The 12051-nt window shown below is 72.3% G+C and carries 13 protein-coding genes; 5 read left to right on the forward strand and 8 right to left on the reverse strand.

From position 1 onward, the window contains the following. The first annotated feature begins 239 nt into the window (after positions 1-239). Positions 240-530: an MGMT family protein gene (locus ACYVJE_RS00615; protein WP_461142784.1), complete on the forward strand. Its 291-nt coding sequence runs from the start codon at positions 240-242 to the stop codon at positions 528-530. A gap of 119 nt (positions 531-649) precedes the next feature. Beyond that, positions 650-1414 carry a methyltransferase gene (locus tag ACYVJE_RS00620; RefSeq protein ID WP_461142785.1) on the forward strand — a complete coding sequence of 255 codons (765 nt, stop codon included), beginning with the start codon at positions 650-652 and terminating at the stop codon, positions 1412-1414. Between the two features lie 243 nt (positions 1415-1657). On the opposite strand, the gene ACYVJE_RS00625 is transcribed toward ACYVJE_RS00620, so the two are convergent. The 4 genes from ACYVJE_RS00625 to ACYVJE_RS00640 form a co-directional block, all read right to left on the reverse strand. Continuing rightward, on the reverse strand, positions 1658-2500 hold the full coding sequence (locus ACYVJE_RS00625; RefSeq protein ID WP_461142786.1) for a uroporphyrinogen-III synthase: 843 nt from the start codon (positions 2498-2500) through the stop codon (positions 1658-1660). 73 nt (positions 2501-2573) lie between these two features. Continuing rightward, the gene (locus ACYVJE_RS00630; protein ID WP_459158474.1) at positions 2574-3371 is read right to left on the reverse strand and encodes a TIGR02569 family protein; all 798 of its coding nucleotides are present in this window, start codon (positions 3369-3371) and stop codon (positions 2574-2576) included. A 160-nt stretch (positions 3372-3531) separates the two neighbouring features. Beyond that, the gene (gene moeZ / locus ACYVJE_RS00635; RefSeq protein ID WP_461142787.1) at positions 3532-4704 is read right to left on the reverse strand and encodes an adenylyltransferase/sulfurtransferase MoeZ; all 1173 of its coding nucleotides are present in this window, start codon (positions 4702-4704) and stop codon (positions 3532-3534) included. Positions 4705-4926: 222 nt separating this feature from the next. After that, positions 4927-6003: a DUF3152 domain-containing protein gene (locus tag ACYVJE_RS00640; protein WP_461142788.1), complete on the reverse strand. Its 1077-nt coding sequence runs from the start codon at positions 6001-6003 to the stop codon at positions 4927-4929. Between the two features lie 357 nt (positions 6004-6360). Here ACYVJE_RS00640 and ACYVJE_RS00645 point away from each other — a divergent pair, with 357 nt between their 5' ends. Continuing rightward, positions 6361-6990, forward strand: coding sequence for a TetR/AcrR family transcriptional regulator (locus ACYVJE_RS00645; protein WP_459158471.1), 630 nt, complete (start codon positions 6361-6363; stop codon positions 6988-6990). 300 nt (positions 6991-7290) lie between these two features. On the opposite strand, the gene ACYVJE_RS00650 is transcribed toward ACYVJE_RS00645, so the two are convergent. Then, positions 7291-8250 (reverse strand): alpha/beta fold hydrolase, encoded by a 960-nt coding sequence (locus ACYVJE_RS00650; RefSeq protein ID WP_461142789.1) that lies wholly within the window; start codon positions 8248-8250, stop codon positions 7291-7293. 60 nt (positions 8251-8310) lie between these two features. Further along, positions 8311-9213 (reverse strand): AurF N-oxygenase family protein, encoded by a 903-nt coding sequence (locus ACYVJE_RS00655; RefSeq protein WP_461142790.1) that lies wholly within the window; start codon positions 9211-9213, stop codon positions 8311-8313. Positions 9214-9373: 160 nt separating this feature from the next. Here ACYVJE_RS00655 and ACYVJE_RS00660 point away from each other — a divergent pair, with 160 nt between their 5' ends. Beyond that, positions 9374-10174, forward strand: coding sequence for a TetR/AcrR family transcriptional regulator (locus ACYVJE_RS00660; RefSeq protein ID WP_461142791.1), 801 nt, complete (start codon positions 9374-9376; stop codon positions 10172-10174). 48 nt (positions 10175-10222) lie between these two features. Beyond that, a complete protein-coding gene (locus tag ACYVJE_RS00665; RefSeq protein ID WP_461142792.1) occupies positions 10223-10588 on the forward strand; it encodes a DUF4873 domain-containing protein in 366 nt (121 codons plus the stop codon). Between the two features lie 178 nt (positions 10589-10766). On the opposite strand, the gene ACYVJE_RS00670 is transcribed toward ACYVJE_RS00665, so the two are convergent. Both ACYVJE_RS00670 and ACYVJE_RS00675 read right to left on the reverse strand, forming a co-directional pair. Continuing rightward, positions 10767-10994 carry a DUF3107 domain-containing protein gene (locus tag ACYVJE_RS00670; RefSeq protein WP_459159916.1) on the reverse strand — a complete coding sequence of 76 codons (228 nt, stop codon included), beginning with the start codon at positions 10992-10994 and terminating at the stop codon, positions 10767-10769. 94 nt (positions 10995-11088) lie between these two features. Beyond that, positions 11089-11742 (reverse strand): ferritin-like fold-containing protein, encoded by a 654-nt coding sequence (locus tag ACYVJE_RS00675; RefSeq protein WP_459159915.1) that lies wholly within the window; start codon positions 11740-11742, stop codon positions 11089-11091. Positions 11743-12051 lie beyond the last annotated feature (309 nt).

Consider the following 12051-nt stretch of genomic DNA (forward strand, 5'->3'; position numbering starts at 1 on the left):
TCCCGCACCCCTCGCGGGCGAGGTGCGCACGCTCCACTTGCCGCAGCCCGCTCGGCGCAGACTGGAACCGTTCCAGAGAGCGCAATTTTCATGAAAATTGGAAGCCGTCCACACACGTTTGGCCCTCAAATGATCCACACCCCCGCAACTGATCCCCACTCCAACGTGGATGTATCGCACCGGAAGCCCGGACACGGTGAGGGCGTGGAAACCGGCTTCGGGCCGGTAGGGTCGCAGACGTGGACGAGCGGAGGCTGGAACAGGTGCGGTCGGTGGTCGCCTCGATCCCTCCCGGGGCCGTGCTCTCCTACGGTGACGTCGCCGAGCTCGCCGGACTGCCCACCCCGCGCCTCGTCGGCCGCATCCTCGCCGAGGACGGCGGCGACCTGCCGTGGCACCGCGTGCTGCGCGCCGACGGCACCCCCGCCGAGCACCTGCGCAGCCGCCAGCTGGCCCTGCTGCGCGAAGAAGGGGTGACCACCGGGCGGCGGCGCATCGACATGCGCCGCTACCGCTGGGGCGCGGACTGACCGCAGCGGCCGAGAAACCCGATCGAGAACCCCGGTCGGGGAGAGCCGCGGGTGGTGAGATCCGGAAGAGCTCGGACGGTGCGGGCGCAGCCGACCGCTTTCCAGCTTAGAATGCCGCCGTGTCGGACGACGTGTGGGCGGGCCTCGCGGACCCCTTCCTCGGCGTGTACGGGACGGTGAAAGGTCGGGTGCGCACGTACGTGCTGCACCAGCACCTGGTGGACCACCTGCCGCTGCCGCCCGCGGCCGTGCTCGACGTGGGCGGAGGTGCAGGACACCAGTCGTTCCCGCTGGCTCGTCTGGGGTACGAGGTGGTTCTGCTCGACTCCTCCGAGGAAATGCTCGCCAAGGCCGAGCAGCGCCTGGCCGCCGAACCGGAGGACGTCCGGGACCGCGTCCGGCTGGTGCTCGGGGAGGGTGCGGACGCGCCCTCGGTGACCGGCGGTCAGCGGTTCGAAGCAGTGCTGTGCCACGGCGTGCTGCTGTACCTGGCCGATCCGGCCCCGGTGATCGAGGCGCTGTGCGCCTGCGCTGCCCCGAACGGCGTGGTATCGGTGCTCGCGCTCAACGCCGCAACGCTGGCCGTCCGGCCCGCTCTGGAACGCCGGTGGCAGGACGCGCGGGCAGCCTTCGACGCGCACGGCGAACGCGGTGTGCTCGGGCTGGACACGCGCGGCGACACCGTCGAGGAACTCTCCCGGATGCTCACCGAGCGCGGAGCCGAACCGCTGGAGTGGTACGGCGTCCTCCTGTTCACCGACTGGATGTCCCTCGACGCGGACGACGACGAGCTGCCGCGGATCGCCGAGGTGGAACTCGAAGCGAGCCGCCGCGACCCCTACCGGCGCCTCAGCCGGGCGTTCCACCTCCTCGCACACGCGTAGCCCGGTGCAGTTCCCAGCCCTCGAAAGGGCGCGGAGGTGACGACCGCCCGTGCAGCTCGGTCGACCAGTCGGAGCACGCGGAGCGGACCCGCCCGGCGTTCCGCCCGCACCTGCCGAAACGATCGGGAACGCCACCGAGCACTGCCGCAGCGCCTGCACCAGCGCAACCACCACCGCGGACGCAACCTCCCCAGGAGGACACCCGGCCGTCAGTTGCGCACCCGAGCTCGCAGGTCAGTACAGCTAGTGATCCGCCGCGAGCCGCTCGGTCACGAGCTTCACCAGCGCCGCGGTGCGCGAGCGCTCGGGCGTGACGTGCGGCAGCCCCGCCTCGGCGATCGGCGCGGCGGTGACCGGGCCGACGCAGGCCAGCAGCACCCGCTCGCGCAGAGCCGCGTCGAGCTCCGCGCGCCGGTCGATCCGCTCGGCCCTGCGCAGCAGGTTGGCCGCGGCCGGGGCGCTGGTGAACGGCAGCGCGTCGATCCCGCCGGCGATCACCTCGTCGATGAGCCGGTCCAGCGCGTCCAGGTCGACCGGGTCGGTCCAGCGGTACACGGGCACGGCGACGACCTCGGCCCCGGCCTCGGCCAACCGCTCGCGGAACGTCCACATCGGATCGCCGTGCACCTGCACCACCACCCGCCTGCCCGCGACCCCGGAGCGCAGCAGGTGCTCCAGCACCTCGCCGGACTCCTCGCGCGGGGACGTCCAGCTCTCCCGCAAGCCCGCCGCGCGCACCGCGCCGCAGGCCTTCGCCCCGCGCGCCAGCACCTCCGCACCGGCCAGGTGCGCGGCGAGCCGCTCGCGCAGCCCGCGGTGCTCGGCGGCCTCGAACCAGCCGCGGAACCCCGTGCCGGTGATCGCCACGACGTGGTCCACCGGCCGGGCGAGCACCGCCTCGGTCGCCTCGGCCAGCTCGCCGTCCTCCGGCAGCGGGACCGTGCGCATCGCGGCGCCGTAGCGCACCCGCGCGCCGCGCCGCTCGAACGCGGCCCCGATCTCGGCGGCCTTGCGCTCGGCGGTGATGCCGATGGTGCGTCCCCGCAGCGTCGTCTCCTGCGGTTGCGTCGTGGTGGATTCGGTCACGGGGCGATCGTCGTCCACCGAGCCCGCGGCGCGCCAGCGAATGTGGCGGAAACCAGCGGATGCGGCGAAGCTGTCACAGCACGTCGAGCACCATCTGCGAGGAGCGCTCCAGCCCGCTCAGCGAGCGCAGCGTGGAGCGGGGGTGCAGCGCGTGCACCGCGAGGCGGAACAGCAGCGCCCGCAGCAGCACCTGCGGCCACTCGGACAGGTGCGACCAACGCTCCACGATCGCAGGATCGGCCCCGCCCCAGGCGAGCGCGTCGATCACGGTGACCGCGGCGGCCCACTCGACGGGGCGCCAGTACGGGTGGAAGTCGATGATCCCCGGCGCGGCGTCGTGGTGGAACAGCACGTTGCCGAACAGGTCGCCGTGCACCACCTGCGCGGGCAGCCGCACCTCGCGCCGCGCGCCGACGAGCACGTCGTACAGCCGGCCGCCCTTGTCCTCGGGCAACCGGTACTCCTCCTCGCCCCAGGACATGCGGTCGGCCAGCGCGTAGATGTCCTGCCGGGCGTGCAGGAACCGCGGAACCTCCAGCTGGCGGCTCGCGGAGTGCAGCCGCAGCGACATGGCGACGACGTCGTCGTGCCGCGGTTCCGGTTGCCCGGCGATGTCCCGGCTGGCCGACCAGCCCGAGACCACCCAGCGGCCGTCGGTGGAGCGCAGCGGCCGCGACACCCGCACGTCCTCGGGGGAGAGGGTGTCCAGCGCCTGCGCGACCCACGCTGCTTCGGCGTTGTGCGCGGCGGGTTTGAGCAGGATGTCCCCGCAGCGCCAGGCAGCGGCGCTGGCGAGCAGTTCCGGCTCCTCCGCACGCGCACCGAACGCCGCGCGCACGTGCGGCGGTGGCGGCTCCGGCGTAGCGTTCACGGCCCCAGACGCTACCTGGCGCGCGGCCGAATCCCCAGCAGGCGCACCGCGTGCCGCGCGCAGCACTTCACCGGGGCTCCCCGCTCGCCGGCCCCGAACAGCGACCGGGGCCGGTGCGCGCGGCACCGGCCCCGGTGGCAGCTGCTCGGCAGTGCGGTGATCAGTACGTGGGCAGGCTCGGGTCGACCTGGTTGGCCCAGCCGAGCACACCCCCGCCGACGTGCACCGCGTCCCCGAAACCGGCCTTGTGCAGCGCCGCCAGCGCCTCGGCGGAGCGCCCGCCGGACTTGCAGTGCAGCACGATCTGCCGGTCCTGCGGCAGTTCGGCGAGCGCATCGCCGGACAGGATGCGGTCCTTCGGGATGAGGCGGGAGCCGTCGATCTTGACGATCTCGTACTCGTGCGGCTCGCGGACGTCGACGAGCTCGAACTTCTCGCCGTTGTCGAACTTCTCCTTGAGCTCCTGCGGCGTGATGGTGCTCCCGGCCGTGGCCTGCTGCGCGTCGTCGGAGACCACACCGCAGAACGTCTCGTAGTCGATCAGCCCGGTGATCGGCTCCGCGTTCGGGTCCTTGCGGATCTTGACGGTGCGGTAGCTCATCTCGAGCGCGTCGTAGATCATCAGGCGGCCGAGCAGCGTCTCACCGATGCCGGTGATCAGCTTGATCGCCTCGTTGACCATGATCGACCCGATCGAGGCGCACAGCACGCCGAGCACGCCGCCCTCGGCGCAGGACGGCACCATCCCCGGCGGCGGCGGCTCCGGGTAGAGGTCGCGGTAGTTCGGGCCGTGCTCGTCCCAGAAGACGCTGACCTGGCCCTCGAACCGGAAGATCGACCCCCACACGTACGGCTTGCCCTGCAGCACCGCCGTGTCGTTGACGAGGTACCGGGTGGCGAAGTTGTCGGTGCCGTCGACGACCAGGTCGTAGTCGGCGAAGATGCCCAGGGAGTTGTCCGAGGTCAGGTGCGTCTCGTGCAGGTTGACCTGCACGAACGGGTTGACCTCGTGGATCGACTCCTTCGCGGACTCCGCCTTGGACTTGCCCAGGTCGGACTGGCCGTGGATGACCTGGCGGTGCAGGTTGGACTCGTCGACCTCGTCGAACTCGACGACCCCGAGCGTGCCCACCCCGGCGGCGGCGAGGTACAGCAGCGCGGGGCTGCCCAAGCCGCCGGCACCGATCACCAGCACCTTGGCGTTCTTCAGCCGCTTCTGACCCTCGACGCCGACATCCGGGATGATCAGGTGGCGGCTGTACCGCGCCACCTCTTCCTTGGTCAGCTCCGCCGCGGGTTCCACCAGCGGCGGCAGTGACGTTGCGCCGGACATTCCCAGCTCCTCCTCGATGGTCGGTGCCGGCCACCCTGTCGTGCCGGACCGCGCGGAGAGGACTCCGCTCGCGGTGGCGGCGGGACCGGCCCGGGGCTTTCGCACGAAGGCCGCTACCCGGCCCTCACCACACGTTCAACACCAGCGTGGCCCGCTGACTTCCCGCAGCCCAACTCCTCCCACGATGCGGGAGCGGTGGGGCGCGGCCGGGGGCGGGGCACGTCACTTCGCATCGGCCCGCGGGAACGGCCAGGCGTTGTACTCGCACGTCTTGCCGTCCGCCGGGATGTTGCTCCCTCCCTGGTCGGCGAGGTTGTTCAGCTGGTGCAGCTCGTTGTTGTCGGTGCTGAAGGTCTGCTGCATCATGATCGGCGCCAGCGCCCCGTCCTCCGAGCAGCCGACGTGGTCGTTGCCGAAGACGTGCCCCACCTCGTGGTTGATGAGGTAGCGCCGGTAGTTGCCGATGTCACCGTGGAAGTCCTTCGCGCCGCGCACCCAGCGCGCCGCGTTGAGCAGCACCTTGTCCCCGATGCGGCAGGAGGTGTCGTAGGGCAGCCCTTCGGAGTAGCCGCACATCTCCCGCGCCGTCTGCTGGCTGATGAGGATCACGCGGAAGTCGGGGCTCGGGCCGTCCGGGCCGACGCGCTGCACGGAGAGCCCCCCGCCCCGCGGGTTGGTCCAGCTGCGCGGGTCGGCCAGCGTGGCCTGCACGAGGCGTGCGTAGGACTCGTCGCCCTCCACCAGGTCCACCCCGACCTCGGTTTCCACGGTGTAGCGGTGGAGCTCGCCGCTGCCGGTCTTCGGCGATTCGCCCGGCAGCACCTCGAACGTGCGCGCACCGGTGGTGGGGAACGGCGGCCCGGCCGGCAGCTCCGCCGAGGAGCCCTCGTCCTCGGGCGGGTTCGGCTGCGGGGGCGGCGCGGTGACCACCGGCTCCTTCGGAGCGGCCGGCGCGGGGGCCTGCTCGGTCGCCCGGGTGTCGGAGCTCGCCGAGGACGGCAGCACCGACGGCGCGAAGCTCTGCACGAGGGCGAACCCGGTCAGCAGCGCCAGCAGCGGCACCGCGTAGATCCGCCACCCGTAGCGGGCGAGCAGCTGCCGGGGCCGCGAGCGCCGCACCGGCCCGCCGCCCGCGGCCTCGGGGATCTCGTCCTCCGGTCGCCACGACGCGGCCAGCGGATCCGCGTCGTCGACGCGGGCGGAGCCCTCGTCCCGCGTCGCGGTGTTCCCCGCGCCGGCGGGGCTCCCTGCACGGGTGGGGCTCCTCCCGCGCGCGGGGGAGTCTGCTCGACCAGGCACGGCGACAAGACTGCCACAGCGTTCGCACAGCTCTTCGCCTCGGGAGCGCCCGACACGGCCGATCTTGCCCGACCGGGTTAACCGGTGATCCCCTCCCCGGCGCGCCGGCGCGGGGGCGTCGTCGCGCGCACAACCTCCCGTTGCCGCTAGCGTTGTACTACCGGCGAGTAAAGTCCCGTACCCTGCACGGTCGGAATGCCGTGCCGGGGGGTGTGGTGACCCCGCACCCGTGCTCGACGATGGAGCGGGCGTCCCGACCAAACGGGTGAACCGCGCGACGCCGCGCAACCACCGGCGCCGCTCCTCCGGGAGCTGCCGGCGACTGCGACGCGGTTCCCGAACGGAGTGGAGGCGAGGATGACCGAGACCGCGCAGCCGAACCGTGGCGTTCGGCTGCCCCGCGACGAGCGGCGGGCGCAGCTGCTGGAAGCCGCGAAGTACGTGTTCGTGCACAACGGCTACCACGCAGCCGCCATGGACGACATCGCCGAGCGCGCGGGGGTCAGCAAGCCGGTCCTCTACCAGCACTTCCCCGGCAAGCTCGAGCTCTACCTCGCGCTGCTGGAGACCCACGGCAACGAGCTGGTCGACAGGGTGCGCGGCGCCATCGAGTCCACCCCGGACAACAAGCAGCGGGTGCGCGCCGCCGTCGGCGCGCTCTACGAGTTCGTCGCCGGCGAGGGCGGGGCCTTCCGCCTCGTCTTCGAGTCCGACATGCGCGGCGAACCGGCCGTGGAGCAGGCCGTGGAGACCGCCCTGTCCGGCTGCATCGACGCGGTCACCGAGGCCGTCACCGCCGATGCCGGCCTCGACGCCGAGCGCGCTCGCCTGCTGGCCGTCGGACTCGTCGGGCTGAGCCAGGTGACCGCGCGCTACTGGCTCGACGAGCAGCACGCCATCGGCCGCGAGGAGGCCGTGGGCCTGATGTCCACCCTCGCCTGGAAGGGCCTGTCCGGCTTCCCCCTGCAACCCGGGCAGTCCGCCTGAGCGGCGGGTTCCCGCCGAAGACCGCCGACCGTCGAAGACCACCGACCGGGGAGGCCACCGACCGGGGACGGCGCCGCCCGCCGCGCCCGATCCGGGAACGGGCCGACCGGTCGAGGCGGAGCGGCGAAGATTGGACTCGTTCCAGAGAGCGCAATTTTCATGAAAATTGGAAGTTGTCCCCACACGGGTGGAGCACAAACGATCACCACACCATCGGAGTGACCGCGCCCGGATTCCGCTCGTTCGGATGGGGATGCTCGCACGTGCGTCACTCCCTACCCCGCGGTGACGGGGCGGTGACTAGCCCGCGGTGGACTGCTCCGCGGCGGACTGCCGGGAACCGCGATCACCGGTGTCCGCGAGCACCGGCCTGATCAGCTCCGCCAGCCGCGCGGTGACCTCCTCGGTGCGCTCCAGCGGCAGCATGTGCCCGGCACCGCCGTAGCCGATCAGCCGCGCGTCCGGCAGCTCCTCGGCGATGCGCTGCGCCTGCCGGTACGGCGTGAGCCGGTCGGCGAAGCCGCCGAGCACCACGCACGGCAGCGAGCGCAGCGGCTCCAGGCTCCCCGCGCGCTCGTGCTCGGCCAGCGACCAGCGGAACTCTGCGAACGCGCGCGGTTCGCACGCCGCGACGGCCTCGGCCGCGGCGGCGATGTCGGCGCGGCGCGGTCGGCGCCCGAACAGCAGCCACCGCAGCCCGGGCCGCAGCGGTGCCGAGCGGCGGACGGCGCGGCGCCCCGGCAGGCGCCCCATCCCCCGGGCGAGCGCCTGCTCACCGAGGTAGGCCACCTCGGACAGCGGATGGGGCAGCCCGAGCGCCACCTTGGCCAGCCCGCCCGCGGCGGAGGCGACGAACGCCACCCCGCGCACGCGCTGCCGCACGAGCTCCGGGTGGCGCTCGGCCAGCGCCATCAGGCTCATCCCGCCCATGGAGTGCCCGGCCAGCACGACCGGGCCGTCCGGGACGCGCTCGGCGATGAGCTCGGCGAGGTCGTCGGCGCAGCGCTCGATCGTGCCGGAACCGGCGGGAGCGCCGTCGCTGCCCCCGTGCCCCCGCAGGTCGAACCGCAGGATCCGCAGCGAGCTGCCCGCCGCGGCCGGGAGCCCCGCGGCCACGCGGTCCCAGGTGCGCATGCTCAACGTCCACCCGTGCACGAGCACCACCGTGACGGGGGCGTCGGCCGGCCCCTCGTCCGCCACGTTCAGCCGCACACCGTCACGGGTGCGGAACTCGGAGGGTCGGGGGTCTGCTGTCGTCACTGGCCTTCCTCACCTGTCGATCGTTCCAGTTCGGGGCGCGGCGGGCGCGCGAACGGGCTCTCAGTCCCGGATGAGGCACGCCTTCTTCCAGAACCACATCCCGGGCTTGCCGACGAGCCCCGCCTCGTCGAGGAAGGACATGATCTTCTCGCCGGCCCAGTGCAGCGTGCTCTGCCAGTTCGGGTTCTGCCAGGCGGCTTCGAAACCGTCGCGCGGGCGGATGCCGACGGCCTTGTACACGTGCGGGTTGATGAGGCTGTAGCAGATCGCGTAGCCGACGGCGGCGGTGGCGAACTGGTGGTAGGCGCGCTCGGCCTTGCCGCAGTCCGCCATGCGCCGCACGACCTCCTCGCGCGCGAACGTGACGTGCCGGGCCTCCTCGAGCACGTGGATGCGGTTGACCATGCGCACCAGGGGTTGGACGTTCTCGTCCCACATCTGGTCGCGCTGGATGCGGTCCAGGATCTCCTCGGCGATGAGGATCGAGGCGTACGCCGAGGGCCCCCGCAGCGTGGCGGGCAGGAAGCGGCCGCCGTTCTTGAGCAGCGGCACGGGCCCGTACGCGGGGGCCCCGATCCGCTCGACGGCCTTGCCGAACATGGTGGAGTGCCGGCACTCGTCGGCGATCTCGGTCAGCGCGTACTGCGCGTGCCCGGTGCGCGGGTCGGCGTCGTAGTACTCCTTGAGCAGCATCTGCATGAGCAGGACCTCGAACCAGAGGCCGTTGGAGGCGACGCTGGCGAACTCGTGCTTGGTCAGCTCGATGCGCTGCTCGTCGGTGAGCCCGTCCCAGAGCTCGGTGCCGTACAGCGAGGAGCGGTGCAGCGGGAGGAACGCCTTGCCGTCCTCGAGCGGGGCGTCCCAGTCGATGTCGACCTCGGGGTCGTAGCTGTTCTTCGCGGAGGACTTCAGCAACCGGTCCGCCGTCTTCTCGCGGTCGTTGACCTGCAGCATCCGGGACATTTGCGAGGACACCTTTCGCCGTGCTCCACAGGATTGCGTGTTACCTCAAGTAACAGCTACCTTCGGTAGCGTGAGCCAGATCTCCCTCCCTGTCAAGACTGCGGCCGGGGCCGCGGACTCCCCGCCCGCCGCCCGATCCGGTTCACGTACAACGGAGTCGGTGAGCAGCACAGGGAACACGGAGCCGACGGAGATGCCCACGCCGAAGACCGGGAAGCGGCCGGACGCCCGCCGCGAGCGCTGGCGCGAGCACCGCAAGGCGCGGCGCGCCGAGTTCGTCGAAGCCGCCGTGCGCGCCATCGGCGAGCACGGGCACGAAGTGGGGATGGAGGAGATCGCCGCGGAGGCCGGCGTCAGCAAACCCGTGCTGTACCGGCACTTCAGCGACAAGAGCGACCTCTACGTGGCCGTGGGCCAGTGGGGCACGGAGCTGCTCATGCAGCGGATGCGCCCGCTGTTCGCGGAGCACGGCAGCCCGAACCAGCGGATCCGCAGGCTGGTCGACGCCTACCTCGGCGTGATCGACGAGCACCCCGAGCTGTACCGCTTCGTCGTGCGCCGGAACTTCGCCGACCGCCCGGTGCGGACCGACCCGGTCAGCACCGAGAAGACGGTCATCGCGAACTCGCTGGCGCGCCTGCTCGGCAACTACATGCGCGTGCTCGGGCTCGACTCCGGCGGCGTGGAGGCGTGGAGCCACGGGATCGTCGGAATGGTGCAGGCCAGCGGCGACTGGTGGCTGGAACGCCAGTCGATGAACCGCGCCGACCTCGTGGACTACCTGGCGCAGATCATCTGGTACGGCATCGACGGCGTGCTCCGCAACGCCGGCATCGCCCTCGACCCGGACGAGCCGCTGGACATCGAGGCGCTCAGCTCCGACCCCTCACCGGGACCCGACGACCCCGCACCCGGTCCCGACGGCGCACCGGGTTCCGCGGCGGAGCCCGAGACCCCCTAGCGCGGAATCCCGCGCCCCGGGGAACGTCCCCGTTCCCGACCACACCGGATGGACACGATGCAGCACGAGCACGCGCAGGACCACGAGCACGACGAGGACGACTACAACGGCCCCGCCCTGGTGTTCACCGCGGACCGCGAGATCACCGTGGACGTGGTGCTGCGGGGGAACTTCCAGCCGATCGACGGCCGGTTCCGCTGGTACGGGCGCACGCGGCCCAGCGCCGAGCTCGACGAGCTCACCGGTGGGAAGAAGGCCCGCGTCGTGCTGCGCACCGAGCAGGGCGAAGCCGCCGCCGACCTGTCCGAACCGGACCCGTGGGGGCGCTACCGCATCACCGGCACGGGCGCCCCGCCGTTCCACGTGCCCGACGAGCACGAGCTCGATCTCGACGCGGCGGGCGAGCGCGGCTGAGCCCGCTCCCGACCCGCCCCGCGCGCCCGGGGAAACCGGAAAGCCCGGAAGGCGCAGAACCCCGGGAGGCGCGGGTCCCGGAAACACGGCCCGGAAAACGCGCAGGGGGCTGGCTCCCCCGCGGGAAACCAGCCCCCTGCGCGCTGCGCCGACCCGCGCGGGTCGGCACGTCGCGTCGTCAGCTCACGCCGAAGCCCACCCGGGGCGCGTCGGCCGGTCCCAGCTCGACATACGCGATCTTGGCGGCCGGCACGATGTACTGGCGGCCCTTCGTGTCGCTGAGCTTCAGCACGCCGTCGGTGTTCTTCAGCGCGTCGGCGACCAGCGACTCGATCTCTTCGGGGGACTGTCCGCTGGCGAGTGTCAGCTCCCGCGGGCTGTCCACGACGCCGATCTTGACCTCCACGCCGACCTCCGTACTCGTCGTCTCCACTGCCGCGGCCAGGTTATCCCAGACCGCGCGCCCGCCGCCCGAACCCGGCCCGGTCGTCCCGGGGCGGTCATCCCAGGCCGAGGCGCCCCATCCTCTTGGTGTGGTTGTTCTGCAGCTTGCGGAACATCGCAGCCACCCCGGACACGTCACCGGAGCCGGTGATGATCAGCTCCGCGAGCGAGTCGCGCTCGGCCACGACCCACTGCGCCTGCGTGATCGCCTCGCCGAGCAGGCGCCGGCCCCACAGGGTCAGCTTGTCGCGCAGCGCGTCGTCCTGCTCGCAGGCGGCGGAGACCTCGCGCTCGGCGAACGCCGAGTAGCCCGTGTCGTCGAGCACCGTCAGCACCAGGCCGCGCGTGGGCTCGTCGAGCCACCCGGCCACCAGCCGGTAGAAGTCCGCGGCCAGCCCGTCCCCCACGTAGGCCTTGACCAGTGATTCCAGCCACGAGTGCGGCGCGGTGGAGGAGTTGAACTGCTCGAAGGCGGACACGAACGGGCTCATCACCTCCTCGGCGGAGTAACCGCGCTCGGCGAGGTGGTCCTCCAGCATCCGGTAGTGGCCGATCTCCGCGGAGGCCATCCGCGCCAGCGCCGCGTGGCCGCTGAGCGTCGGTGCGCTGCGCGCGTCCTCGGCGAGCCTGTCGAAAGCGGACAGCTCCCCGTAGGCGAGCGCGCCGAGCAGGTCGATGACGCCGTCGGCGTAGCGCTCACCCAGGGTCAGCGACGCGTTCGCGTCGGAGGCAACGTCCTCGTCGGACAACTCCCACCCTCCTGGAGGTGTGCTCGTGGCGGCGGAGCACTGGCGTTCCGCCCCGGTCGTGCCCGAGACTCTAACTCCATGGTGCGCGAGTGTGGCCCGCATGACAGACCGACCGGCCGCGGACGGGTACCGTGGGCGGCGGTGTCGTCGTGCGGACCCCCAACGGGAACCCACGGTGGCGGGTGTGCGGCCGACGACGGGCGGGCGCCCTCCGGAACGGAGGTCGGCGCCTGCTGGTGGCGCCCCTCGAGCAGCGGACTCGAGCGGCAG

This window comes from Salinifilum aidingensis, from assembly GCF_054782015.1.

Excerpts from the sequence above, each read along its gene's own strand:
- moeZ (WP_461142787.1), bottom strand. The coding sequence starts at position 4,704 with ATGTCCGGCGCAACGTCACTGCCGCCGCTGGTGGAACCCGCGGCGGAG.
- ACYVJE_RS00645 (WP_459158471.1), top strand. The coding sequence starts at position 6,361 with ATGACCGAGACCGCGCAGCCGAACCGTGGCGTTCGGCTGCCCCGCGAC.
- ACYVJE_RS00655 (WP_461142790.1), bottom strand. The coding sequence starts at position 9,213 with ATGTCCCGGATGCTGCAGGTCAACGACCGCGAGAAGACGGCGGACCGG.
- ACYVJE_RS00665 (WP_461142792.1), top strand. The coding sequence starts at position 10,223 with ATGGACACGATGCAGCACGAGCACGCGCAGGACCACGAGCACGACGAG.